General features: G+C 73.1%; 21 protein-coding genes. 16 read left to right on the forward strand and 5 right to left on the reverse strand.

Annotation, left to right across the window (positions count from 1 at the left end):
• Window positions 1–44: 44 nt before the first annotated feature.
• From WMF44_RS08945 to dnaJ, 16 genes are all read left to right on the forward strand, one after another.
• The gene (locus WMF44_RS08945; RefSeq protein ID WP_437298710.1) at window positions 45–2,072 is read left to right on the forward strand and encodes a GYF domain-containing protein; all 2,028 of its coding nucleotides are present in this window, start codon (window positions 45–47) and stop codon (window positions 2,070–2,072) included.
• 98 nt (window positions 2,073–2,170) lie between these two features.
• Window positions 2,171–2,575, forward strand: a complete 405-nt coding sequence (locus WMF44_RS08950) for a cobalamin B12-binding domain-containing protein (protein WP_012234290.1) — start codon at window positions 2,171–2,173, stop codon at window positions 2,573–2,575.
• Window positions 2,576–3,112: 537 nt separating this feature from the next.
• Window positions 3,113–3,571 (forward strand): division/cell wall cluster transcriptional repressor MraZ, encoded by a 459-nt coding sequence (mraZ, locus tag WMF44_RS08955; RefSeq protein ID WP_012234291.1) that lies wholly within the window; start codon window positions 3,113–3,115, stop codon window positions 3,569–3,571.
• Window positions 3,568–4,515: a 16S rRNA (cytosine(1402)-N(4))-methyltransferase RsmH gene (gene rsmH / locus WMF44_RS08960; RefSeq protein WP_437298711.1), complete on the forward strand. Its 948-nt coding sequence runs from the start codon at window positions 3,568–3,570 to the stop codon at window positions 4,513–4,515. The genes mraZ and rsmH overlap by 4 nt, the downstream gene beginning before the upstream one ends.
• Window positions 4,512–4,865, forward strand: a complete 354-nt coding sequence (locus WMF44_RS08965) for a hypothetical protein (protein WP_437298712.1) — start codon at window positions 4,512–4,514, stop codon at window positions 4,863–4,865. The genes rsmH and WMF44_RS08965 overlap by 4 nt, the downstream gene beginning before the upstream one ends.
• On the forward strand, window positions 4,862–6,949 hold the full coding sequence (locus tag WMF44_RS08970) for a penicillin-binding protein (protein WP_437298713.1): 2,088 nt from the start codon (window positions 4,862–4,864) through the stop codon (window positions 6,947–6,949). Before WMF44_RS08965 ends, WMF44_RS08970 begins: the two co-directional genes overlap by 4 nt.
• Window positions 6,946–8,550, forward strand: coding sequence for a UDP-N-acetylmuramoyl-L-alanyl-D-glutamate--2,6-diaminopimelate ligase (locus tag WMF44_RS08975; protein WP_437298714.1), 1,605 nt, complete (start codon window positions 6,946–6,948; stop codon window positions 8,548–8,550). Before WMF44_RS08970 ends, WMF44_RS08975 begins: the two co-directional genes overlap by 4 nt.
• Entirely contained in the window at window positions 8,547–9,677 is a 1,131-nt protein-coding gene (gene mraY, locus WMF44_RS08980) for a phospho-N-acetylmuramoyl-pentapeptide-transferase (RefSeq protein WP_012234296.1), read from the forward strand. The genes WMF44_RS08975 and mraY overlap by 4 nt, the downstream gene beginning before the upstream one ends.
• A gap of 4 nt (window positions 9,678–9,681) precedes the next feature.
• Window positions 9,682–11,052: a UDP-N-acetylmuramoyl-L-alanine--D-glutamate ligase gene (gene murD / locus WMF44_RS08985; RefSeq protein WP_437298715.1), complete on the forward strand. Its 1,371-nt coding sequence runs from the start codon at window positions 9,682–9,684 to the stop codon at window positions 11,050–11,052.
• The gene (gene ftsW, locus WMF44_RS08990) at window positions 11,049–12,365 is read left to right on the forward strand and encodes a putative lipid II flippase FtsW (protein ID WP_437298716.1); all 1,317 of its coding nucleotides are present in this window, start codon (window positions 11,049–11,051) and stop codon (window positions 12,363–12,365) included. Before murD ends, ftsW begins: the two co-directional genes overlap by 4 nt.
• On the forward strand, window positions 12,359–13,576 hold the full coding sequence (gene murG / locus WMF44_RS08995; RefSeq protein WP_437298717.1) for an undecaprenyldiphospho-muramoylpentapeptide beta-N-acetylglucosaminyltransferase: 1,218 nt from the start codon (window positions 12,359–12,361) through the stop codon (window positions 13,574–13,576). The genes ftsW and murG overlap by 7 nt, the downstream gene beginning before the upstream one ends.
• A complete protein-coding gene (gene murC, locus WMF44_RS09000; RefSeq protein ID WP_437298718.1) occupies window positions 13,576–14,985 on the forward strand; it encodes a UDP-N-acetylmuramate--L-alanine ligase in 1,410 nt (469 codons plus the stop codon). Before murG ends, murC begins: the two co-directional genes overlap by 1 nt.
• Window positions 14,982–16,013, forward strand: a complete 1,032-nt coding sequence (locus WMF44_RS09005) for an FtsQ-type POTRA domain-containing protein (protein ID WP_437298719.1) — start codon at window positions 14,982–14,984, stop codon at window positions 16,011–16,013. The genes murC and WMF44_RS09005 overlap by 4 nt, the downstream gene beginning before the upstream one ends.
• Before the next feature lie 129 nt (window positions 16,014–16,142).
• Window positions 16,143–17,465 (forward strand): cell division protein FtsA, encoded by a 1,323-nt coding sequence (gene ftsA / locus WMF44_RS09010; RefSeq protein ID WP_437298720.1) that lies wholly within the window; start codon window positions 16,143–16,145, stop codon window positions 17,463–17,465.
• A gap of 245 nt (window positions 17,466–17,710) precedes the next feature.
• Entirely contained in the window at window positions 17,711–18,979 is a 1,269-nt protein-coding gene (ftsZ, locus tag WMF44_RS09015; RefSeq protein ID WP_437298721.1) for a cell division protein FtsZ, read from the forward strand.
• A gap of 151 nt (window positions 18,980–19,130) precedes the next feature.
• Window positions 19,131–20,216, forward strand: a complete 1,086-nt coding sequence (gene dnaJ, locus WMF44_RS09020) for a molecular chaperone DnaJ (RefSeq protein WP_437298722.1) — start codon at window positions 19,131–19,133, stop codon at window positions 20,214–20,216.
• 61 nt (window positions 20,217–20,277) lie between these two features.
• Here dnaJ and WMF44_RS09025 read toward each other — a convergent pair whose 3' ends face one another.
• The 5 genes from WMF44_RS09025 to WMF44_RS09045 form a co-directional block, all read right to left on the reverse strand.
• Window positions 20,278–21,444: a PrsW family intramembrane metalloprotease gene (locus WMF44_RS09025; RefSeq protein WP_437298723.1), complete on the reverse strand. Its 1,167-nt coding sequence runs from the start codon at window positions 21,442–21,444 to the stop codon at window positions 20,278–20,280.
• A gap of 40 nt (window positions 21,445–21,484) precedes the next feature.
• Window positions 21,485–22,294: a hypothetical protein gene (locus WMF44_RS09030; protein ID WP_437298724.1), complete on the reverse strand. Its 810-nt coding sequence runs from the start codon at window positions 22,292–22,294 to the stop codon at window positions 21,485–21,487.
• Window positions 22,295–22,341: 47 nt separating this feature from the next.
• On the reverse strand, window positions 22,342–22,581 hold the full coding sequence (locus WMF44_RS09035) for a DNA gyrase inhibitor YacG (protein ID WP_437298725.1): 240 nt from the start codon (window positions 22,579–22,581) through the stop codon (window positions 22,342–22,344).
• A 169-nt stretch (window positions 22,582–22,750) separates the two neighbouring features.
• Window positions 22,751–24,175, reverse strand: a complete 1,425-nt coding sequence (locus WMF44_RS09040) for a trypsin-like peptidase domain-containing protein (protein WP_437298726.1) — start codon at window positions 24,173–24,175, stop codon at window positions 22,751–22,753.
• A gap of 135 nt (window positions 24,176–24,310) precedes the next feature.
• Complete coding sequence (locus WMF44_RS09045; RefSeq protein WP_437298727.1) at window positions 24,311–25,315, reverse strand: hypothetical protein; 1,005 nt, start codon at window positions 25,313–25,315, stop codon at window positions 24,311–24,313.
• Between the last annotated feature and the right edge of the window lie 50 nt (window positions 25,316–25,365).

A 25,365-nucleotide genomic window follows, 5' to 3' on the forward strand; every position in this document is an offset into this window, starting at 1 on the left:
AGCTGTCGTAGACTGCGCCATTCCACCGGCAGGCGCGTCCTTGGATGAAATTCATCTGCGATAACTGCAAGGCCAAGTACCAGATCGGTGACGAGAAGGTCGCCGGCAAGATGGTGCGGATGCAGTGCCGGCGATGCGGGCACCTCATCCAGGTCAGCGCGAGCGTCACCGAGAGCTCCGTGGCGCGTGCTCTCCCGGTCGAGCCGCCGCGCGAGGCGGGCGACGAGGCGCACGTCGCCCCTCCGAGCGACGAGGCGCCGGCGGCGGACGGGGGCGCGGCGAGCCCGTTGAAGCCGCCGCTGGCTTCGCCCCTGGGCCACCACGGCGCCGCGCCAGCGCCGCCCCGGCCGGCATCCCAGGCCCTGCCGCGCCCGGCGGGCGCTCCTCGACCTCCTGTCGCGCCGCGCGCCGTCCCCGGACCGGCGTCGAGCCCGCGTCCGGCGACCGCGCCGCAGGCCTCCCCGGCAGCCCGGGCTGTCCAGCCGGCGCCCGCGGCGCCGGCTCGTTCCCCTGCGCCTGCCGCCAGGGCGGCGGAGCCCACGCCGCCGATGGGGGCCGCCGGCGCGTTCACGCGCGCGATGTCCAATGACCGCCCGCTCGGGAAGGCGCCGGCCGTGCGCGCCACGTCGAGCGAGGACTGGTACGTCGGGGTCGGCGGCGTCCCGCTCGGCCCGGTGCGGCTCTCGGTCATCCGCGACAAGGCGCTGGCCGGCGCGGTGGACGGCGAGTCGCTCGTCTGGCGCGAAGGCTTCGATGAGTGGCAGCCCCTCAAGAACTTCCCGGAGCTGCTCGAGATCGTCACGCAGGCTCAGTCCACCCGCCTGTCCCCGCCCGCGCGCCGCATCAGCACCACGGGCTCCTCTGTCGGTCAGCCGCAGGCGTCATCGGCGAAGGCGCCCGCCTCGTCGAGGGTCCCTGCGCTCGGGGGGGCCGCGCCCGCGCGCCCGGCGATGCGTGAGCCGGAGCCTCCTGGCCTGAACGAGCAGGCCCCGGCGGTCGCCGCCTTCACCGCGGCGGGGGCGCCCGCTGTGTCGGCCCCGCTGCCCGCGCCGGTCGCGTCGGCTACGTCCGTTGCGTCGGTTGCGTCGGTTGCGTCCGTTGCGTCAGCTACGTCCGTTGCGCGCGTCACCCCGGTCGCGCCAGCAGCGAGCGCGCCGGCCGCATGGCCAGGCGCGCCGGCAAGCGTCGGGCGGACCCACGCCGCGGGCGCTGCGCCGGTGGAGGTGCTCGCCGATCCCTTCGCGGCCGATCGGACGGCGCCAGCAGGCGGAAGGCTGACCGCCGGGGGCTCGCCCGCCGCGGCAGGAGCCCTCTCCGCCGCGGAGCCCGCACCTCTGGTGGCCACGCCTGGCAGCCTGGTGGAGACGGTCGCGCCAAGGCGGAAATCGGGCATGAGCCCGCTCGCATACGCCTTCATCGCCATGGCCGCAGCGTTCGGTGGCGTCTCCGCTTTCGTCCTGCTCTCCCCGAAGCCGCAGCCCGTGCAGGTCGTGACCGCCCCTCCGCCGCAGAGCCAGCCGGCCGATCTGCCCACGGCGGCCCCGCCGCCGCCGCCGACCGTCGAGCCGGACGCACCTGCACCGGCCGAGACGGCTTCCGCCCGGCCGGAGGTCGCATCGACGGGCAAGGCGGGCGGCGTCGCGAGCCAGCGCCCTCCGCCGGACAAGCCGGTCGCTCCATCGGCCTCGGCTCAGATCGACCGGTCCGGGTTCGGCGCCGGGGTCCCCGGCCCCTCGTCAGGGCCGGGCAGCCAGGGGACCAGCGCCAGTTTGACCCCGCTTTCCCAGGGGGAGATCTCCGGCGTCGTCGAGTCGAACCGCCCCAGCGTCCGCCGCCACTGCTGGCAGCCCGCCCTCGACGCGCGCGCCAGCAACGCGGCCAGCACCGCCAGGGTCTCCGCTTCGGTGGTCATCGCCGCGTCGGGCGCCGTCCAGTCCGTCTCGGCCGGCGGGTCGGAGAAGGATTACCCCGGCCTGTCGAGCTGCATCGCCTCCCGGATCAAGTCCTGGCGGTTCCCGCCTTCCTCGGGTTCCACCCCCGTGACGATTCCGTTCGTCTTCGCCGCGCAGTAAGCCCGCTGCTCGGCAAGGATGCACCCCTGCGGAGCGAAGGCCGCTCGATCGGGCGCGTCGCTTTACGTCTGCCCGGGCAGGCGGTAATCGACGCGCTCATGGCAGAGCGCAAAGTCCGAATCCTCGTGGCGAAGCCCGGCCTGGACGGCCACGACCGCGGCGCCAAGGTGGTCGCCAGGGCACTCCGCGATGCGGGCTTCGAGGTGGTCTACACGGGCCTGCACCAGACCCCCGACATGATCGCCTCCGCCGCTGTGCAGGAGGACGTCGACGCCGTGGGGCTGTCGATCATGTCCGGAGCGCACAACACCCTCTTCCCCGCGGTTATCGAAGCGCTCCGGAGCCGCGGGGCCGAGGACATCGTGGTGTTCGGTGGGGGCATCATCCCGGACGAGGACATCGCGCGGCTCCAGAACGCCGGCGTGAAGGGCGTCTTCACCCCCGGGACCACCCTGAAGAGCATCGTGGAGTGGGTCCAGACCAACGTGACCCCCCACAGCTGACCGCCGCCGCGGCGCGCCTCCCCACTCTCCCCCACCGCGGCGCGCCTCCCCACTCTCCCCCACCGCGGCGCGCCTCCCCACTCTCCCCCACCGCGCTCCTCGCCCGCCCGGTTTCGCCCCAGCCGCAGGCTCGCTGAGCCCGCCCGGTAACCCGGCTACGCACCCGTTCGCCCGGCCGCGAATCGACGTGCTCAGGGCGGCGATCCGTCTTGCTTGCTTTCCGTCTTGCCAGCGTCCGCCCGACGCGTTCCAGCCCACCTCCTGGCGGCTCCCCACTTCCTCCCACGGCCCCGTCAGAGGGCCATTTGTCGATAAATCCCGCTGTTTTGTAGGGTGTGACCTTGAGGGTTTATGTCCTACATAGGTGGCGGATGAGGTCCAGAAATCTCCCAAACTGTTGACACTCGGCACCTCACTCCGTAGCGTGGCGGAGCTTCGTGGGAAGAAGTGGCAGAGAATGTCACGACGCGGCGTGCGCCCGGTGGAGCAACGCGTCGCCAACCCCTCGGCGGGACGGACCAGCCGGAGCTGGGGTCGATGAGCACGATGTTTCGCGGTCACTTCGAGCACGCGATCGACGCGAAGGGGCGCACGAGCCTTCCTTCGCGCTTTCGCGACGTGCTCGCGGCCGCGAACGACCTGCGGATGGTCATCACCCCGGCCCTCTTCGACCCCTGCCTGCACGCGTATCCGATGAAGGCCTGGGAAGAGCTGGAGGCGAAAATTGCAGCACTTCCGCAATTTGATTCGAACGTTGTCGCCTTCCGGCGCCGTTACCTGTCCGCGGCCGTCGAGTGTGACCTTGACAAGCAGGGCCGGATCCTCATCCCGCCGTCTCTCCGCGAGCACGCGGACCTCACGAAGGACGTGCTGTGGGCGGGCATGGGCCAGACGATCGAGCTCTGGTCGCAGGAACGGTGGAAGGCCGCTCAGCAGATGAGCGAGGTCGAGCTTCAGAGCTTCAAGAACGCAATCGCGGAGCAGTTCCGCCTATGAACGTCGTCAATGTAGTCCCCATGCACCTGCCTCCTCCGCCGCCGCGCCCGCGCGGCGAGCAGCACGTCTCCGTCCTCGGCCGCGAGGTGCTCGCCGCGCTCTCGCCGGTCAGCGAGGGCGTCTACGTCGACGCTACCCTCGGCGCCGGCGGCCACACCGCGACGATCCTCGAGACGCCTGGCGCCCGGGTCATCGGGATCGATCGCGACGAGCGCGCCCTCGCCATCGCGCGCGCCCGGCTCGCCCGCGCGGGGGATCGGGTGACCTACGTTCACGGCGAGTTCTCCGAGATCGAGCGGCACCTCGCGGCCCTCGGCGTCCCGCAGGTGGACGGCCTCCTGGCCGACATCGGCGTGAGCTCCATGCAGCTCGACGACCCGGGCCGCGGCATGAGCTTCCGCGCGGAGGGGCCGCTCGACATGCGGATGGACCCGAGCCGCGGCGAGACGGCGCTCGAGCTCATCGAGCGGCTCAGCGACGAGGCGCTCGCAGATCTCATCTACCGCTACGGCGAGGAGCGCCGCAGCCGGAGGGTCGCGCGCTGCATCAAGCAGGCGGCCGACAGCGGCGAGCTCGTGACGACGCTCGACCTGCGGCGCGCCGTGGTGCGCGCCGTCGGGCCGGCGCGCATCGGCGGGGTCGATCCGGCGACGCGCACGTTCCAGGCGCTGCGCATCGCGGTGAACGGTGAGCTCGATCAGCTCGAGGCGCTGCTCGAGGCGGCGCCCAGGATCATCGCGCCGGGCGGCGTGCTCGCCGTGATCTCGTTCCACTCGCTCGAGGACCGCATCGTCAAGCGCGCGCTGCGCGAGCCCGAGGTCTGGGAGCCGCTGACGAAGAAGCCGGTGACCGCGGGCGACGACGAGGTCGAAGGCAACCCGAGGGCCCGCAGCGCGAAGCTCCGCGCCGCGCGGCGCGTGGGCGGGGCGGAGGCGCTCGCGTGACGCAGCAGCGTCCGTTCCTCATCCTGTGGACGCTCGCGGTGGCCGCGACGGTGGCGGCCTTCGTCGTGCACCTCGCGCTGCGAGGGCGCACGGTCGACCTGGGCTACAAGCTCGGGCGGGCGCGCGCCGAGCAGGCGCGGCTGCGCGAGGTCAAGCGGGTGCTCTCGCTCGAGGCGGCCAGCTACGAGACGCCGCAGCGCGTGGAGATGGTCGCCCGCTCGCTGCTCGGCATGACGCCGCCCCCGCCCGAGCGCGTGATCCCGGTGCGGGGCTACTCGGCGCCGCCCGGCGAGCGCGAGCCCGATGGCGAGGAGCCCGGCCGCGCGCCGCCGAGCGGAGGGCAGCCGTGAAGAACCTCGATCCCCGGCGCGCGCGGTGGATCCGCATCCGCATGGGGCTGCTCTGCGGCCTCATGGCGCTCGGCCTGGGCGGCGTCGTGTCCGGCGCCTACCGCATCGAGGTCGAGGACGGGGACGCGTGGTACGACCTCGCCGAGCGGCAGCGCCAGCGGCGGCTCCACATCACGCCGAAGCGCGGCACCATCTACGACCGGAACGGCGCGCCGCTCGCGGAGAGCGTGGAGGTGCCCAGCGTCTCCGTGGACGCGGTCGAGATGCTCCGCGGCATCGAGGAGAAGTACGTCCCGATGCGGATCCAGCAGTACGCGGAGCGCATCGCGCAGGCGCTCTCGCTGCCGCTCGAGGACGTCGTGGAGAAGCTCGGCCGGCGGCGCCGCTTCGCCTGGCTCAAGCGCCGCATCTCCGAGCAGGAGGTCGAGAACGTCCGCGCGCTCGGGGACAGGACGCAGCGCTACCCGGTGCGCGGGCTCGTGATCGAGGGCGAGGGGCGCCGCTTCTACCCGAACCGCGAGCTCGCCGGCCCGCTGCTCGGCTTCGTCGCCACCGACGGCGAGGGCAAGGAGGGGATCGAGCTCAGCCTGGAGCACGAGCTCCGCGGCAACGCGTCCGAGGTGCGCGGGCTCCGCGATCGCTCGGGCCGGCTCATCTTCTCGGAGGGGATCGAGGACGAGCAGGCGCTCGCCGGGCACAACGTCCACCTGACGATCGACAAGGGCATCCAGTTCACCGCCGAGCGCGAGCTCGAGGCGGCGATGAAGACCTACGAGGCGCTCGGCGGCTCGATCGTGGTCGTCGAGCCGGAGAGCGGCGAGATCCTCGCCATGGCGAGCGCTCCGGGCTTCAACCCGAACGACTACTCGCAGAGCGATCCGGGGTCGCGGCGCAACCGCTGCGTCGTCGATCGCTTCGAGCCCGGCTCCACGATGAAGGTGTTCGCCATCGCGAGCGCGATCGCGGCGAAGAGCGTCTCCCCCAGCGCGACCATCTACTGCGAGGAGGGGAACATGGCGATCGACAACGTCGTGATCCACGACACGCACATCCACAAGTGGCTGACGGTGCCGCAGATCCTCGCCCAGTCGTCCAACATCGGCACGGCGAAGATCGCGCTCGGGCTCGGCGAGCAGCGGCTCTACGAGGGCTTCCGGCGGTTCGGCTTCGGGGACCTGACCGGCGTGCCGCTGCCGGGCGAGTCCGTGGGCGTGCTGCGGCCGCGCGGCCGCCCGTGGGTCCAGGTCGAGACGGCGGCGGCCTCGTTCGGGCAGGGGATCAGCGTGACCACGCTCCAGCTGGCGATGGCCACGGCGGCGATCGCCAACCACGGGCGGCTGCTCGAGCCGATCCTGATCAAGCGGGTCACCGACGGCACGGGCGTCACGCTGTCGGAGCCGTCGCCGCGCGTGCGCCGCGACGCGGTGCCGGCGCCGATCGCGCGGATGATGTCGGAGATGCTCGTCGCGGTGACGGAGGGGGACGGGACCGGCGTCGAGGCCGCGATCCCGGGGTTCCGCGTCGCGGGGAAGACGGCCACCGCGCAGAAGATCGATCCCGCGACGGGCAAGTACACCGACACCCACTACGTGGCGTCGTTCGTCGGGTTCGTCCCGGCCGAGCGGCCGCGGATCGCCATCGCGGTGGTGCTCGATGAGCCGATGGGCGGCACGTACGCCGGCGGCTCGGTCGCGGCGCCCGTCTTCCGTCGGGTCGGTGAGATGGCGCTGCGCTACCTGGGCGTTACCCCGCGCGGGAGCGTGCCGATGAAGCTGTCGGAGATCCGCGAGCAGTCCGGGGAGGACCTCGCGGCGAGCACGTATCAGGTGCTGAGCGAGGCGCGCGCCGCGGCCGCGCCGATCTCGGCGGGGGTGGTCACGCCGTCCGCGCCGCTCAAGGCGGGGGAGCTGCGCGTCCCCGATCTGACGGGGCTGCCGCAGCGCGAGGCCGTGAAGAGCGCCGCCGCGCTCGGGCTCGATCCGAGCGTCGAGGGCACGGGGCGGCTCGCGCGCCAGGAGCCTCCGCCCGGGACCGTGCTGCCCAAGGGATCGCCCCTGAAGCTCATCTTCGAGCCCCCCACATGACGGAGCACGATCACAAGGAAGCCAGCCTGGCCGAGGTCGAGCTCGCGCTCCGCCTCGGCGACGTGCTGCTCGAGATCCCGGGCGCCGCGCTCTCTCCGGCGGGCGCCGAGGACATGGTCGTCACGGGCGTGCACCTCGACTCGCGCAAGGTGGGGCAGGGGGACATCTTCGTCGCGCGCGCGGGCGCGCGCGCTCACGGCGAGCGCTTCATCCCCGAGGCCGTGGCGCGCGGCGCGCGGGCGGTGATCGTCGCCCGCGGGAGCGCGGCCGACACGCTCGGCGCCGCGCGCGTCGAGGTCCCCGACGTGCCGCTCGCGCTCGCCCAGGCCGCCGCCGTGGTCTACGGACACCCGACCTTCACGCTCGAGGTCGTCGGCATCACCGGTACGAACGGCAAGACGACGACGGCCCACCTCGTCCAGGCCTGCGTCGATCGGTGCGGCGGCCAGGCCGGGATCGTCGGGACGCTCGGCTACCGCTTCGGCGATCTCGATGTCCACGCCTCGCACACGAGCCCCGAGGCGGACGAGCTCGCCCGCGTCGCCGCCGCGATGGTCGCCCGCGGCGCGACGCACCTCGTGATGGAGGTGTCGTCGATCGCGCTCGCGGCGAAGCGCGTCGACGCGGTCCGGTTCCGGGTCGCCGTCTTCACGAACCTCACGCAGGACCACCTCGACTACCACGGCACGATGGAGGCGTACGCGGCGGCGAAGGCGCGCCTGTTCGTGGATCTCGGCCCCGGCGCCGCGGTCATCAACGTCGACGATCCCTTCGGGCGGCAGCTCGTCGAGACGCTCGCCCCCGGCGGGCTCTCGCGCCCGACCGCGGCGACGCTCGCGCGCTACTCGGCGGAGGTGGGCGCGGGCCCGGACGCCGCGGAGATCGCACCCGTCGAGCTCGCGCACAGCGCGAGCGGCACGTTCATCCGCGCCCGCACGCCCGCCGGCGAGGTCACCATCCGCTCCCACCTGCTCGGCGCGCACAACGCGTCGAACCTGCTCGCCGCCCTCGCCGTGGCCTACCTGCTCGGGTTCGCCGTCGGTGACGCCGCCGCGGCGCTCTCGTCTCCGATCCAGGTCGCGGGCCGCCTGGAGCGCTGCGATACCCCGGGCGCCGACGACGTGATCGCGCTCGTCGACTACGCGCACACGCCGGACGCGCTCGCCCGCGTGCTCGCGAGCGTCCGCGCCCTCGGCGGCGGGCGTATCCTCTGCGTCTTCGGGTGCGGCGGCGACCGCGATCCGCTGAAGCGGCCGCAGATGGGCGAGGCGGTCGGCCGCGGCGCCGACGTCGCCATCGTCACCAACGACAACCCGCGGAGCGAGGACCCGCGCGCGATCGCCGACGCCATCCTGCCAGGGCTCGCCGCCGGGCGCGCGCGCGTCGTCGTCGAGCTCGATCGGGCGCGCGCGATCGAGCGCGCGGTGCTCGACGCCGAGCCGGGGGACGTGGTCCTCATCGCCGGCAAGGGCCACGAGCCGTACCAGATCATCGGCGGCGTCACGCTGCCGTTCGACGATCGCGACGAGGCGCGGCGCGCGCTCGCCGCGCGCCGCGCGCGCGCCCTCGGCGAGCGGCCGTCGCACGGAGGTGCGGGGTGATCTACGAGCTCTTCTACCCGCTCAAGTTCCATTACGGCTGGCTGAGCTGGCTCAACGTCCTTCGCTACATCCCGTTCCGCACGATCATGGCGACGATCACCGCCATGGTGCTGACGTTCGTGCTCGCGCCGTGGTTCATCCGCGAGCTCCGGCGCAAGCAGATCGGGCAGGTGGTCCGCGCCGAGGGGCCGGAGACGCACAAGATCAAGGCGGGCACGCCGACGATGGGCGGCGCGCTCATCCTGCTCTCCCTGCTGCTCCCCACCGTGCTGTGGGCCGACCTCAGGAACCCCTTCGTCCTCGCGACGACGGCCGTCACCGCGGGCTACGGCGTCATCGGCTACCTGGACGACTTCCTCAAGATCAAGCGGCGGAACAGCGGCGGCCTGCCCGGGCGCTACAAGCTCATCGGCCAGGTGCTGATCGGCGGCGCGGCCGTGGCCTACACGTTCCTGCTCGCGTCCAAGCTCCCGCCGGACTGGGCGGAGATCAGGACGCGGCTCGCGATCCCGTTCGTCGCGTTCTCGAAGTACCCGATCGAGCTGCCGCTCTACGTCTACATCCCGTTCGCCGTCTTCGTCGTGGTCGCCACGTCGAACGCCGTGAACCTCACCGACGGCCTCGACGGCCTCGCGATCGGCCCGGTGATCATCAACGCGGGGACCTACCTCATCCTCGCGTACATCGTCGGCGCCTCCATCGCGAGCTTCTCGCTCGCGACCTACCTCGACATCCCGGCGATCGCGTCGGCCGGCGAGCTGTCGGTGTACTGCGGCTCGGTCATCGGCGCGGGGATCGGGTTCCTCTGGTACAACACGTACCCCGCCCAGGTCTTCATGGGGGACGTCGGGTCGCTCGCCCTCGGAGGCGGGCTCGGGATGCTCGCCGTCTTCACCAAGAACGAGCTCCTGTCGATCATCCTCGGGGGGATCTTCTTCATCGAGACGGTCAGCGTCATCACGCAGGTCCTCTCGTTCAAGCTCACCGGCAAGCGCGTCTTCTTGATGGCGCCGATCCACCACCACTACGAGAAGAAGGGGTGGGCGGAGCCCAAGATCATCGTCCGCTTCTGGATCATCTCCATCCTCCTGGCGCTGGTGTCCCTGGCGTCGATGAAGCTGCGGTGAGGGCATGATGGACGTCCGCGGGCGAACAGCGATCGTCGTGGGTCTCGGCCGGAGCGGCGTCGCGGCCGCGCGCCTCCTGAACGCGCGCGGCGCGCGCGTGATCGCGAACGACGGCGCGCCGCGCGAGCGGCTCTCCGCCGCGGCCGCGGCCCTCGAGGGCGAGGGCGTCGTCCTCGCGCCGGGAGGGCACGATCCGGCGCTGTTCGACGGCGCCGACCTCGTGGTCGTCTCGCCGGGCGTGCCGTCGTTCCCCGCGCTCGACGCCGTCGCTCGCTCCGGGCGCGAGGTCATCGGCGAGCTCGAGCTCGCGTCGCGCTTCGTGTCGGCGCCCGTCGTGCTCGTCGGCGGGACCAACGGCAAGAGCACGACGACGGCGCTCACGGGCGCGATGCTCGATCGAGCCGGCCTCCGCACGTTCGTCGGCGGCAACTTCGGGACCCCCCTCGCCGAGGTCGTCGACCAGGCGTGGGACGTCCTCGTCCTCGAGATCTCGAGCTTCCAGGCGGAGCGCGTGCCGACGCTGCACGCGCGCGCCCACGCGCTGCTGAACATCACGGACGATCACCTCGACCGCTACGCGAGCTTCGCGGCGTACGCCGACGCGAAGGGCAACCCGTTCGAGCGCATGACGCCCGACGACGTCGCGGTCGTCCCCTTCGGCGACGAGCTCGTCGCCCGCCAGGCGGCGCGCGGGCGCGCCCGCGTCGTGACGTTCAGCGCGCGCGACGCCCGCGCGGACGTGAGCGCCGCGGGGGGCGCGATCGTCGATCGCGTCGCCGGCGCGCGCTACCCGCTGGATCGCGTGCGGCTCGCGGGCGCGCACAACCTCGCGAACGCCTGCGCCTCCGCCGCGCTCGCCGCCGCGCTCGGCGCCCCCGCGGCGGCGATCGGCGACGCGCTCTCGAGCTTCGAGGGGCTCGCGCACCGGACCGCGCTCGTCGCGGACGTCGACGGGGTCCGCTATTACGACGACTCGAAGGGGACCAACGTCGGCGCCTCCGTCGCCGCGCTCTCCGGCCTGATCGAGGCGAAGGCCGTCCTGATCGCGGGCGGGCGCGACAAGCTCGGCGACTACGCCCCGCTCGTGTCCGCGCTGCGCGAGCGGGGGCGCGGCCTCGTCGTCCTCGGCGAGGCCGCGGACCGCATCGCCGCAGCGGCCGCCGGCGTCCTGCCGATCGCGCGGGCGGGCTCGATGCCGGAGGCGGTCCTCGCCGCGCGCTCCCTCGCCCGGCCGGGCGACGCGGTGCTGCTCAGCCCCGCGTGCTCCAGCTTCGATATGTTCCGCGACTACAAGGACCGCGGCGACGCCTTCGTCCGCGCGGTCCGTGAGCTCCAGGGAGCTTCCGGCGGGACCGCCGGGGAGGTGGCGTCGTGACGTCGTGGAGCAGCGCGTTCGGCGCGCGCGCCGACGCACCCAAGAACCGGCACGTCGGTCCCCCCGACCAGGAGAAGGCGGCGCCGGGCGGGATCGCGGCGGCCGCCGAGGCCTTCTGGAAGGTGCGATCGAGCCCGTCGGGCCCGGTCGACGCGCTCCTCGCGGCGGTCGTCACGGCGCTCATCGGCTTCGGCGTGGTGATGGTCTACAGCGCCAGCGCCGTCGAGGCGACGGTCCGCTACAAGGACGCGCAGTTCTTCCTCAAGCGTCAGGCCGTCTACGCGGTCCTCTCGATCGCCACGATGTGGATCACGAGCCGCATCGATCACCGCCGGCTCAAGGTCCTCACGTACCCGGTGCTCATCACCGTCACCGGGATGCTCGTCGCCTGCGTGGCGGGGCTCGGCCACAAGGCCGGCAACGCCTACCGCTGGATCTCGCTCGGCCCTGTCCACGTGCAGCCGGCCGAGGTGGCGAAGCTCGGGATCGTGCTCTGGCTCGCCTACTCGCTGTCGAAGAAGGCCGAGCGCATCAAGTCGTTCTCGGTCGGCTTCCTCCCGCACCTCCTCGTCGTCGGGCTCTTGATGCTCCTCTGCCTCAAGCAGCCCGACTTCGGCAGCGCGGTCGTGCTGCTCTTCCTGACCTTCACGCTGCTGTTCGTGGCGGGCGCGCGCGTCCCGTACATCGCCGCGTTCTCCATGCTGCTGGCGTTCGCCGGCGCCGCGCTCGTTCGCTTCAGCGGGTACCGCTACGCGCGCTACCTCGCGTGGATCGACATGGACAACAACCGCGCTGACCTCGCCTACCAGCCGTTCCAGTCGGTCATGAGCTTCGGCTCGGGCGGGCTCTTCGGCCTCGGCCTCGGGCGAGGGCTGCAGGTGCTCTACCTGCCGGAGGCGCACACCGATTTCGTGTCCGCGATCGTCGGCGAAGAGCTCGGCTTCGTCGGCATCGTCGGCCTGTGCGCGGCCTACCTCGTCATCGTCTCGCGGGGCGTGAAGATCGCCCTCGAGGCGGCGGACGACTACGGCAGCTTCATGGCGTTCGGCATCGCGACGCTCTTCGGGGTGCAGGCGATGACGAACCTCGCCGTCGCGATGGCGATCCTCCCCACGAAGGGGCTCACGCTGCCGTTCCTCAGCTACGGCGGCTCCTCGTTGCTCGTGAACGCCGCGGGCGCGGGCATCCTGCTCAGCATCAGCCGATCGCGGACCGTCGTGGCCCCCGAGAAGCGCGGCGAGGCGGGCGCCTCGCACGCGCCGAGCGCGTCGGCCGTGGTCGCCGCGTCGGCCGAGGAGGGCGGCGCATGGTGACCGTGCTCATCGCCGGAGGCGGCACCGGCGGCCATGTCTTCCCGATGATCGCCGTGGGCGACGCCGTCCGCGCCGCGGCGCGCGACGAAGAAGCGCGCGTCGTCTACGTCGGCACCGCGCGCGGCATCGAGGTGCGCGTGATGGGCGAGCGCGGCGACGACCTCGAGCTGCTCCACGTCCTGCCGCTCCGCGGGGGCGGCCTCTCCGGCTTCGTGCGCGGCGCCGCCCGCGCGGGCAGCGTCCTCCCGGAGGCGAGGCGGCTCGTCGAGCGGCTCGACGCCCGCGTGGCGCTCTCGCTCGGCGGGTACGCCGGCGGACCGGTCTCGCTCGCGGCCCGCTCGCTCGGCGTTCCGGTCGCGATCCTGGAGCCGAACAGCGTCCTCGGACTGTCGAACCGGCTGCTCGCGCCCATCGTCGATCGCGCGTACGTCGCCTTCCCGGAGACGGCGCGCGCGCTGCGCCCGAGCACCGTGCGCCTCTTCGGCGTCCCCCTCCGGCGCGCCTTCGCCCGCGCCCCGTACGCGCCGCGCGAAGGCGCGCTCCGCCTGCTGGTCCTCGGCGGCAGCCAGGGCGCGCTGGCGCTGAACGACGTCGTCCCGCGCGCGATCGCGCGAGGCCGCGAGCGCAGCGTCGACCTCGAGGTGGTGCACCAGACGGGCAGGGATCGCGAGGCCGCGGTCCGTTCGCTCTACGCCGAGCTCGGCCTGGCGGGGCGCGCGCGCGTCGTCCCGTTCATCGACGACGTGGCGGAGGCGCTCGCCGCGGCCGACGTCGTGATCGCCCGCGCGGGCGCGTCGACGCTCGCCGAGCTCTGCGCCGTCGGGCGCCCTTCCATCCTGATTCCGTACCCGTTCGCGGCCGACAACCACCAGCTGAGGAACGCGCAATCCCTCGAGCGGGCCTCCGCCGCGGTCGCGATCGCCCAGGGCGACGCCACCGAGACGCGCCTCGCCGACGAGATCGCCCGGCTCGCGGCCGCGCCGGCGCTCCGCGCCCGCATGGCGGACGCGGCGGCGGCCTTCGCCACGCGGGACGCCGCGGCGCGCGTCGCCGCCGATCTGCTCGAGCTCGCGCGGGCTCCGCGCCACCGCGCGCTGCGCTTCCCCACCCTCGGAGGGCGGGCGGCGCGCGCTGGCGAGGCGCAGCGCGGCGCCGTGACGAACCAGGCCGCGCCGCTCGGCGCTGGCCTCGGCTGGGAGGAGGCAGGCTGATGTTCCGCGGTCGCGTTCGCCACGTCCATTTCGTCGGCATCGGGGGCGTCGGGATGAGCGGCCTCGCCGAGATCCTGCGCTCGCTCGAGTTCGAGGTCTCCGGCTCGGATCTCAAGGAGAGCTCGACGACGCGGCGGCTCACGTCGCTCGGCGTCCGGATCGACATCGGCCACCGCGCCGAGAACGTCCGCGGCGTCGATGTCGTCGTCTACTCGAGCGCCATCCGCCCCGAGAACCCCGAGCTCACCGAGGCGCGCGCGCTCGGCACCCCGGTGATCGGGCGCGCGGAGATGCTCGCCGAGCTGATGCGCGTGAAGTACGGCGTCGCGATCGCGGGCTCGCACGGCAAGACCACCACGACCTCCCTGGTCGCCACGGTCCTGCGCGCCGCCGGCCTCGATCCCACCGTCGTCGTCGGCGGCAAGATGGCGGCGCTCGGCACGAACGCGCGGCTCGGCGCCGGTGACCTGCTCGTCGCCGAGGCCGACGAGAGCGACGGATCGTTCCTGCGGCTCACCCCGACGATCGCGGTGGTCACCAACATCGACCCCGAGCACCTCGATCACTACGGCACGCACGAGCGCATCAAGGACGCCTTCGTCGAGTTCGCCGCGCGCGTCCCGTTCTACGGGCTCGCCGTGCTCTGCCTCGACCACCCGCACGTCCAGGATCTGCTCCCGCGCATCCCGCGCCGCCACGTCACGTACGGCGTCTCGCCGCAGTCGGACTACTCGGCGCGCGGCATCCAGTTCCGCGGCCTCGAGACGAGCTTCAACGCGTACCGCCGGGGGGAGCCGCTCGGCGGCTTCACGGTGAAGATGCCGGGCGCGCACAACGTCCTCAACTGCCTCGCCACCATCGCGGTCGCGGACGAGCTCGAGGTGCCGCTCGACGTCACCAAGCAGGCGCTGGCCACGTTCGGCGGCGTCGCTCGCCGCTTCACCGTCGTCGGGTCGGTCGGCGGCGTCACGATGATCGACGACTACGGCCACCACCCGGCCGAGATCCGCGCCACCATCGACGCGGCCCGCCGGGCGTTCCCCGGCGAGGATCACCGCGTCGTCGTGGCCTTCCAGCCGCACCGGCACACCCGCACGCGCGATCTCTTCGACGAGTTCACGCGCGCCTTCAACCAGGCCGACGTCCTGCTCGTCACGGACATCTACGCCGCGGGCGAGCCGCCGATCCCCGGCGTCACCGCGGAGCGCCTCGTCCAGTCGATCCGGGAGCACGGCCACCACGACGCGCGCTACATCGCCGACAAGGCCGAGCTCCCGGAGGCCCTCGAGAAGATCGCCCGGCCCGGCGACGTGGTCATCGCGCTCGGCGCGGGCGACGTGAACGCGTGCGTGCGGGGGCTCAAGGCGCGGCTCGAGGCGAAGTCGCCGCCGCAGGAGGGCACCTCATGACCGAGCGTCCCAGCGCGCCCCCGCCGAACCGCCGCCGCTCGCTGCCGTCGGTGCCCGCGGCGCCGCCGGTCCGGGCGGCCTCGCGCGGCTCGAAGCCCGAGCCCGTGGCGGCGGTGCCGCCGAAGAACGAGCGCGTGCGCGCGTCGACCCCGCCGTCGCACGAGTCGCCGGCCCCGCCCGCGACGAGCGTCTCCGTGCGCCCGCCGCGCGCGATCGATCGCGGAGAGCGCTCGGCCGAGGGCGCGCCCCCGGCGGCGCGCCCCCGGCGGCCGATCGCGCGCCCCCTCCGCGCCCTGCAGCTGCTCGCGGGCGCCGCCGTCGTGCTCGTCGCCTCGACCGCCGTCGCCTGGGGCGCGCGCCGCTACATCGTGTCGAGCCCTCGCTTCGCCGTGCGCACGGTGCTCGTCGACGGCGTCCAGCGCCGGACCGCTGAGCAGGTGGCCAGCTCCGGCGGCATCGAGGTGGGCAAGAACATCTTCACGCTCGATCTCGAGCTCGCCGGCGCCTCGATCACCACCGACCCCTGGATCGAGAAGGCGACGGTCACGCGCAGGCTCCCCTCGACGATCCACGTCGACGTCGTCGAGCGGGAGGCGCAGGCCCTGGTCGCCATCGGCGGCGATCTCTACCTCGCGACGCGCGACGGCGAGCTCTTCAAGGAGCTCGCCGGCGACGACCCCGTCGACCTCCCGATCGTCACGGGGATCACCGGCGAACAGGTGGCGCGGGATCGCCCCGGCGTCGTCATCGCGGTCCGGCGCCTGCTCGACGTGGTCGAGGACCTGGAGCGCGCCGGCGTCGCGCGCCGCTATCCGACCCAGGAGCTCCACGTCGAGCGGGACGGGTCGATCGTCGTCACCATCGGAAAGGAGGCGATCTCGCTCCACCTCGGGCAGCCGCCCTACCGGGACAAGGTCGCCCAGGCGTCGCGGGTGCTCACCGAGCTCGCCCAGCGAAAGGCGAACGCGTCGGTGATCTTCCTCGACAACGACGCGCACCCCGAGCGCGTCGTGGTGAGGATGAGATGAGCGCCGTCGGGCCCGCTCTACGCGCCGGCGATCGCCGAGCAAAACTTGGCCGGTGCTGCTGGCTCATGGCAGCGTCGTGCCCGCCTTACACGCGCATGGGGCTCGTCCCCGCATGAGGTGGTGCACGCAATGAAGAGCCGGATGGAGACTACTGAGATCGTCGTCGGACTCGACATCGGGACGACCAAGGTCTCGGCGGTCGTTGGCGAGATCGACGCTGATGGGATCACCATCCTCGGGGTGGGCAACGTCCCGTGCCGCGGCCTGCGGAAGGGCGTGGTGAGCAACATCGACTGGACGGTGCGCTCGATCGCCGAGGCGATCGAGGCCGCCCAGACGATGGCGGGCGTCGAGATCCGCACCGTGTATGCCGGCGTCGCGGGCAGCCACATCCGCTGCCAGCAGTCCGACGGCGTCGCCGCGGTCTCCGGCGGCGAGGTCACGCGGCTGGACGTCGAGCGCGTCCTCGAGGGCGCGCGGGCCATCCCTGTCGACGCCGATCGTCAGATCCTGCACGTCCTGCCGCGCGAGTTCACGGTCGACAACCAGGACGGCATCCGCGACCCGGTCGGGATGAGCGGCGTCCGGCTCGGCGTGAAGGTGAACCTGATCACCGCCGCGACCTCGTGCGTGCAGAACGTCGTCCGCTGCGCGGAGCGCTGCGGCCTCACCGTGGCCGACGTGGTGCTGGAGCCGCTCGCCAGCGCCGAGGCGGTGCTCTCCGAGGACGAGAAGGAGATCGGCGTCGCCATCATCGACATCGGCGGCGGTACGACCGATCTGCTCCTCTACGTGGACGGCGGGATCGCGCACGCGAGCGTGATCCCGGCGGGCGGCAACAACGTGACGGCCGACATCGCCGCCGGGCTGCGCACGCCGATGGGCGAGGCCGAGCGCCTGAAGCGCAACGCCGGCTGCGCCCTGGGCCGAATGGTGGGCGACGAGGAGGAGATCGAGGTCCCCGGCGTCGGCGGGCACCTGCCGCGCAAGGCGGCGCGCCGCGTCCTGTCGGACATCATCGAGCCGCGCGTCGAGGAGATCTTCGCTGTCATCCGCAAGCGGATCGAGGACACCGGGATGCTCGAGCAGCTCTCGGCCGGCGCGGTGGTCACCGGCGGCGGCGTCCTCATGGAAGGGATGACGGAGTTCGCCGAGGAGATCCTCGGGATGCCCGTGCGCCTCGGCGTGCCGGTCGGCGTGCGAGGCATCACGCAGCTCGTGGCCGGCCCGCAGTACGCGACGGGCGTGGGCCTCGTTCAGTACGGCGCCAACGCACTCGCGCAGGCGCGCGCGCTCACGCCGGTGACGCTCGACGCCGGCCACGCCGGACGCGCGGAGATCCGTCGCGAGAAGCTCCGCGAGCGCGAGTCGCGTCGAGATGTCGTCGAAGAAATGGCGATTGAAAAGAGGTCGAGCGGGAGGTTCTGGAACTGGCTTCGAGCAGCATTCTAGGCATGACGTAGCAAGAGAAAGTTGTTAGAGAATTGGGTTTGAGAGGGTCCGATAGCGCACTGGCGATCCCTCTTGAGCGCGAAGTCAAGAGGGTTTGAAGCGCGGTGTTCGAAGGGGAAGAGGCGCCCCTCCGAATGCCGTCCGGAGCGAGGACGTCCTCGCGCACTGAGGGTTCCGCGCCGCTCGACCTCCGTAGGGGTCGGCGCCGGGCCGAGCGGCTAGCTGTACTTCCCCGGGAGGAGTTCATGAGTTTCTCCATCGAGTTTGCCGACGAGCACACCGGGTACGACGCCCGGATCAAGGTCATCGGTTGTGGCGGTTCTGGCGGCAATGCAGTCAACACGATGATCAACTTCGGCCTCGAGGGCGTGGAGTTCATCGTCGTCAACACCGACGCCCAGGCGCTCGGATCGAGCCTCGCCCCGACCAAGCTCCACATCGGGGCGAGCGTCACGCGCGGTCTCGGCGCGGGCGCCGATCCCGAGAAGGGCCGCAAGGCGGCGCTCGAGGACGTGACGCGGGTGAAGGAGTGCCTCCAGGGCGCGGACATGGTGTTCGTCACCGCGGGGATGGGCGGCGGCACGGGCACGGGCGCCGCGCCGGTCATCGCGCAGCTCGCGCGCGAGGAGGGCTGCCTCACCGTCGGCGTCGTGACGAAGCCGTTCTTCTTCGAGGGCAAGCAGCGCTCGCGCCGCGCCGAGCTCGGCCTCGCGATGCTCGCGGAGCACGTCGACACGCTCATCACGATCCCGAACCAGAAGCTCCTCTCGCTGGGCGACGAGGACCTCTCGTTCGTCGAGGCGTTCCGCAAGGCGGACGAGGTGCTTTATCAGGCGATCAAGGGCATCAGCGATCTCATCACGCAGAACGGGATCGTGAACGTCGACTTCGCGGACGTGAAGACGGTGATGTCGAACATGGGCCGCGCGCTCATGGGCACCGGCTGCGCGAAGGGGCAGGGCCGCGCTCGCCTCGCCGCCGAGATGGCCGTCAGCTCGCCGCTGCTCGACGACATCTCGGTCGAGGGCGCGACCGGCGTGCTCATCAACATCGTCGGCGGCCCCGACATGCGGATGCGCGAGATCGAGGAGGCCGCGACGCTCGTGCAGGAGCAGGCGCACGAGGACGCGAACATCATCTTCGGCGCGACCATCGACGAGAACATGGGCGAGATGATCAAGGTCACGGTCATCGCGACCGGCTTCGACCACCTCGTCGCCGAGGTCCCGCAGCAGCTCGCGAGCGCCGCGCAGCCGCGCGCCACCGCGCACTCGATCGGAGCGTCGCTGGCCGCGGCGGCCGGGCCGATGTCGGGCCGCTCCGCCCCGAGCGCTCCTCCGATGCCCATGACGCAGCGCCAGCCGCACCGGCACGAGGAGGTCGCGTATCCGACCACCCGCCGGCCCGCGCCGCAGGTCCAGGCGGCAGGCGGCAGCCCGCGCGACCGCGCGAGCTTCGTCCCTCCGCTCGACTCCGACTGGGACACGCCCGCGTTCCAGCGCCGGGGCCAGTAGCAGCACCGCAGCCCACGCGGAAGAACTCCCGGTGCGCAGCCACCGCGAGCGTTCACGCTGTATTACGCGTTGACAGGCGCGCACGACGACTTATGGTCAGCCGGCGCCTGTGCCCGCTGTCGGGCAGGATCGACGCGGCGGTCCACGATTCATGAGTGAAAAGCGCGACTTCTACGAAGTTCTTGGCCTCGCGCGAGACGCGACGCCTGACGACATTCGCAAGGCCTATCGTCAGGCTGCGTTGAAGAACCACCCCGACCGGAACCCCGGCGATGCGTCGGCGGAGGCCCGCTTCAAAGAGGCCACCGAGGCGTACCAGGTCCTCTCCGACGAGGAGAAGCGCAGTCGGTACGACCAGTTCGGGCACGCCGGCCTCGAGGGGATCGGCGGCGCGGCCGACGGCGACATCTTCTCCCACTTCCAGGACATCTTCTCGGAGTTCTTCGGCGGCTTCGGCGGCGGGCAGCGCCGGCGGCGCGGGCCCGCGCGCGGCCAGGACATCCGGGTTCAGCAGCGGCTCTCGCTGCGGGACGCCTTGCTCGGCTGCAAGCGGGAGGTCGTCCTGCGGACGCCGGTGGCGTGCGACGACTGCTCCGGCTCGGGGGCGAAGCCAGGGACGAAACGCAAGCCGTGCGGTACGTGCGGCGGCGCCGGGCAGGTCTCGACCTCGCGCGGGTTCGTGATGTTCACCCAGACCTGCCCTGAATGCTCGGGCGAGGGGTCGGTCGTCAAGACGCCCTGCGCCACCTGCAAGGGGTTCGGGGCGGTCGAGAAGACGCGGAAGGTCGTCGTCAATTTCCCGGCCGGCATCGACGGCGGCCAGCGGCTCAGGGTGCCGGGCCAGGGCATGCCGGGCGCCCAGGGCGCGCCGCCCGGCGATCTGTACGTCGACGTCGATCTCGCCGCGGACGAGCGCTTCGAGCGCGACGGGCTCGACCTCATCACGCGGGCGCCCATCTCCTTCGCCGACGCGGCGCTCGGCAGCACGATCAAGATCGACCTGCCGGACGACACGGTCGTCGACGTCGAGGTCCCGGCGGGCGTGCAGCCCGGCGAGGTGATCTCGGTCAAGGGCAAGGGCGCGCCGCGGATCGACGGTCGCGGCCGCGGCTCGCTCCAGGTGGTCATCCAGGTCGAGGTGCCGCGGAACCTGTCGCCCGCAGCGCAGGAGCTGCTCCGCAGCTTCCAGGACGAGGTAGCCAAGCACCAGCCGGCGGCGAAGGCGGCGACCGCGTAACGGCGCCGACGCCCGGCGAGCTGGCAGGATTTCTCGCGCCAGGCGCGAGGGGGCGCCGCGCTCAGCGCGTCGTGCCGATCCAGGCGCCCGCGCACGCGAGGCTGAAGGCGATGGGGGCGAGCGCGGCCGCGAACACGACGGCGACCGGGGCCGCGAGGCCGAGCAGCACCAGAGAGCCCAGGATGGCGAGCGCCGCCGAGGCGGCCGGCTCGAGGACGCTGCCCGTCGACGAGGCCCGGGCGACGAGATAACCGGCCAGGGGGAAGGCGGCGATCGCCGCTGCGACGAGCAAGAGGAGCGGCGCCGCCGCGGCGGTCGAGGCGTCACCCCGGTCCACCGCCGCGAAGTCGACGCCGAAGCGATGGCCGAGCGCGATCGCGATCGCGAGCGCGGTCGTCATCACCCCGACCGTGACGAGCGCGCCGAAGGCGATCCACGTGAGCGTCACCGGTCGCTCGGTGCGCCTGAGCGCCTCGCGCAACGTTCCGAGCGACGGCGGGGCGATGCGGGGGAGGAAGCGGCGCTCCCTGCGCTGCGAGCTGTGCGGCGACGCGCCTCGGCGGAGCAGGTCGCGGGCGGCGAGGAAGGTCACAAGGCCGGTGCCGAGGAGCACCGGCGCCGCGATGACGAGCGCGACCGGGCGGCACGCAAAGACGATGTAGTCGTAGGCGCCGTTGAGCACCATCGCGCCGAGCCACGCGGCGTTGAAGCGACGGCCGCCCAGCGGCCGCGTGCGCTCGCGGCCCAGCGCGTAGCCCCAGAGCGAGGCGAAGAAGAGGTGCGCCGGCACGGCGAGGAGGGCCCGCGCGATGTCGAGCGGCTCCAGCGGCCGGCCCCACAGGTAAACGGCGTTGTGGGCCGACACGAACCCGAGCGCCGCGGCGGCCGCGTACACGAGCCCGTCGAACGGCTCCTCCACGGCGCGCAGCCGCGCGATCGGCGCGACGGCCGCCACCTTGAGGCCCTGCTCCAGCGGCGCCGTGACCACGAAGATGTAGACGAGCGTGACGGCGTCGAGCGCGCTGGCGGACTTGTCGACGCCTTGCCAGCGCTGGAGGAACGTCTCGATGAGCAGCGCCGGCACGAACGCGAGCGCGCCGAGCAGCGCCGTCCCCACCGCGAACCGGCGCCTGCCATAGAGGCGCTGCGACCAGACGAGGAGCGCGGCCAGCCCTCCGAGCGGCGCTGCGACGGTGGCGAGCCAGAGGAGCGCTGCGGCGGCGTTCATGGGCGCGAGGGGCGGGGCGGCGGAGCTGGCTTCGCTGCGGCTAGAAGTGGAGCCCGGCGACCGCGGTCAGGGCGAGCGCCGAGCCCACGCTGGAGCCCTCGGCCGCGAGCAGATCGGCCTTGGCTTGCTGGGGCGCGGCGGCTCCGCCCTTGATCCCCTCGATCGCGGCTGCGGAGAGCCCCGGCCTGGTCAGCGCCAGGAGCTCCCAGCTCGCGTTCGCGCCGATCGAGAAGACCGGCGACAGGTAGAGGTCGAGCCCACCGGAGACCCTCCCGTAAAAGCCGCGGATCGCGATGGCGTCGGCCGCGCCGCTCACCGCGCTCTTGACGCTGCCGAGGCCGGCGTAGCCGAAGCCCAGATCGACGTGCGGGTCGAGCTTCCCGAGCGGCAGGTGCATGCCGACCTCGCCGCCCAGGGTGAAGAGCTGCCAGTCGCTGAAGAACCCGACCCGTCCACGGGCGCCCAGCGTGAAGTACAGGAGCCGGACGCCGGCCCCCGCGCCGATGACGCCCCCGTTGGCCGCGCTCGAAACGAACCCGGCCGTGAAGTCGTCCTCGTCGATGTTGAACGTCTGGAGGCCGACGTTCTCGTAGCCTCCCTCGACGTTCAGCCAGACGATCTCGAGGCCGCGCCCCGAGTCCCGCTCCTTGGCCTCGTCGAGGCGCTGCTCCGTGCCGTCGGGGGCGGCGGGCTCCGGCTCGGGCGTGGTCATCGGAGGGGGCGGCGCCAGGCCTCCGGCCTGCATCGATGGATCGTACGGGTTCGGCTGTGCCGCCGCGGCGCCGGCGCCGACGCTCGGCGAGGTCCCCGGGAACGGCTGCCCCTGCTGTGCCAGGGCCGCGGACGTCATGGAGGCCGACGTGAGAACGGTGAGCAAGCAAAGCGCGCGACGAGCGATCATTCGTCCTCTTCCTGGCTGTTCCCGTCGAGCCCGTCGGTTCGTCCCATCGATTCCAGGGTCTCGGCGTCCCCTGTGGATGAAACGGGCGGGCCAGGCACCCGGTAGCCGCCGTCGAGCCAGCGGCCGAGGTCCACCAGCTTGCACTGGGGCGAGCAGAACGGAAAGGCCGGGTTCTCGGGCCGGGGCCCCGCCGGTTTGCGGCAAATCGGGCACCTCGCGCCTGCCAAAGCTCCCATGCGGCGTAACGTAGCAGCGTCCATTGCGGGCATGTAGCCCGCGCTCGGTGAGCCGTGGGCCCGCGCTCTCCGGCATGTGCCCCGCGCTCGGCGGGCGTGCGGCCAGCGCTCGGTGCGTGTGTCGCCCGCGCTCAGCGCGCTGGACCGAGGTCGCTGGAGCGACGCCCGCTCAGCGCGCCGGGACCGCGAGGTAGCGGGGCGCCCCGTGGCGCCGTACCCGCAACAGGAGATCCTGGTGTGCCGCCGCGCCCAGGCGCGCGGCCAGGTCGGCGCCGCCCCGCACCGGCGCGCCGTTCAGGTCGAGCACCACGTCGCCCACCTCGAGGCGGCCAGCCGCGGGGCTCCGGGGCGCGATCGACTCGATGCGCGCTCCTCCCAGGGCGTCGCTCGCCAGCACGCCGAACGGCGGCTGCTCGGCGCCCCTCGGCGCGCGATCCTCCGGCGCGCGCCAGCTCGACGACGGCTCGTGGGAGGCCGACGGATCGAGCTTCATCGTCGCGCGCCGGTCCGCGCCGTCGCGCTTGTAGACGAGCTCCACCTCGTCTCCCGGCTTGGCTCGCCGGAGCATGCGCGCGAGCTCGCGCGCGTGCTCGACGCGGCGCCCCTCGACCGACGTGATCACGTCGCCCGGCCTGAAGCCCAGCCGCGATCCGGGGCCCTCCGGCTCGACCTCCGTGATCAGCGCGCCCATCCGCCCTGGCAGCCGGAGCACCCGCGCGAGCTGCGAGGTCACCTCCTGGAAGCTGATCCCGATGCGCCCTCGGTCCACGCGGCCCGTCTCCCGCAGCTCGGGCAGGATCTCGAGCACCTCGTCGATCGGCAGGGCGAAGCTGATGCCGCGGCCATCGGCGTGGATCGCCGTCGCGATGCCGATCACCTGCCCCGTCGCGTCGAAGAGCGGCCCGCCGCTGTTTCCCGGGTTGATGGCGGCGTCGGTCTGGAGGAAGCCGTCGAGGTTCCCCGTGCCCATGGGCCTCGACGTCGCGCTGATGATGCCCCGGGTCACCGTCGGTCCGAGCCCGAACGGGCTCCCGATCACGATGACGCCGTCGCCAGGCCGGACCGGCGCGCTCGATCCGAGGGAGGCGACCCGCAGCGCCCCTGCTCCGAGCAGCTTCAACAGCGCCACGTCGAGCGTCGGATCCCGCCCGACCACGGTCGCCTCGAAGGCGCGCTCGTCCGAGAGCTGCACCTCGATGCCGAACGCGTCGCCGATCACGTGATCGCTCGTCAGCACGAGCCCTTCTTCGGCGATCACGAACCCGGATCCGATCGCCCGCTCCACCCGCTGCACACGGCCATCGAACGGGAGCGCCGGGCCCGCGCGCCCGTCTGGAAACGACGGCGTGCGCAGGGTGGTGATGGTCACCACCACCGGCCGCACCTGCTCGATCAGCGCGGGCAGGGCCATCGCGCCGCGGGCCGCTGGCGGCTCGGGCGGCGATTCCGCGCGCAGGACCGAGCACGGCGCGCTCGCCGGGCCGCGGGGCGGTGGAGGGGGCGAGAGCGCGGCTGCCCGGTCGTCGCAGGCAGCGAGCGGTGCGGTCCCGAGGAACCCGACACACGCCCATGCGGCAGCGCGGAGCCGTCCCACGGGCCGGACGTAGAGCCTCGAGGCGCGACCGCAAGCGCGCGAGGACCGGCCGCTGGAAAGCGCTGCTCCGCGCCGCGCCGCGGCCGAGCTGCTCCGTGGGCCGGACGAGGCGCGTACGCGCGGCTCGCTGGCCGCTCAGCCAGGAGGCGCGCCTCGCGCGGCCTCCGTGCGCACCACCTGGACGACGACCTCCACCAGGCGACCGCCGGGCTGGACGAACGACGCCTTGCCGCGCCCCCCTTCGAAGCGCCACGCCAGATCGGCGGGAGCGCCTGTCTCTCCCGCGCCTTCGCCGACGCGGACGACGGCGCTCACCTCCAGCGTCTGCTTCCCTGCCGTCACGGCGCCCCGCGCCACCGCGAACGTCCCGCCGCCGAGCAGCGCGATCGTCCGCTTCGCCAGGTTGCTCAGGTGTCGCGCGGGCTCTTCCCCTCCGGGCTCCGGACGCCACGTCGCGATGTGCCCGGCGTCGTCGATGTCGATCACGAAGCGCGCCTTCCCCGCGCTTCCGGGCGGGAGCGTCGCCCAGATCGGATCCGCCTGGCACGCGGGCGGGATGGCCCTCGTGAAGGCGCGCCCGAGGTTGCGCACAGCGCTGACGCCGGCCGCCCCGAAGTCGCCCTCGCCGTCCTCTCCGGCGCCAGCGCTCGTCCGCGCCGCGGCAGAGCGCGCCGGTGCGCCGGCTTCCCCGGTCGCCGCGGGATCCCGGCGTCGCTCTGCGGGTCGCGGCGTCGCCCTGGGCCGGGGCGTCGCCTTCGGCCGAGGCGCTGCCGGGCCGCGCGGCGCGGCCGCGCGGACGAGCGGCGGCGCCGGCTCGCCGCCGGTCTCTGCAGGGCGCTCTGCCGGCGCCGTGGGCCGGCTGGCATCGGCCGGAGCGCGCGCCGCTGGCATGCTCGTCGGCTCGCCGCGCTCGCCGGCCTCGTCGCGCCCGCTGCGAGCGTCGCTCGGGCGCGCCGCGCCGCCGCTGCCCGGCAGCGCGGCCGTGAGCCCGGTCCAGAGATCGATCGGCTCGCGCTCCGCCGCTGGCTCGGCGGGATCGCTGGCGGGCGCCTCCGGCCCGAGCCGCGCCGAGCTCCACGCGCCCAGATGGACGAGCGCCGATACGAGGAGCGCCGGCAGCATCGCTCGTTGATCGCGCATCGGCTCGCACCCCGCCCTTCGGCCCAGTCGGACGCGCAGCGGCCCCGGCG

Source organism: Sorangium sp. So ce426, assembly GCF_051475585.1.
Lineage (GTDB): Bacteria > Myxococcota_A > Polyangia > Polyangiales > Polyangiaceae > Sorangium > Sorangium cellulosum_B.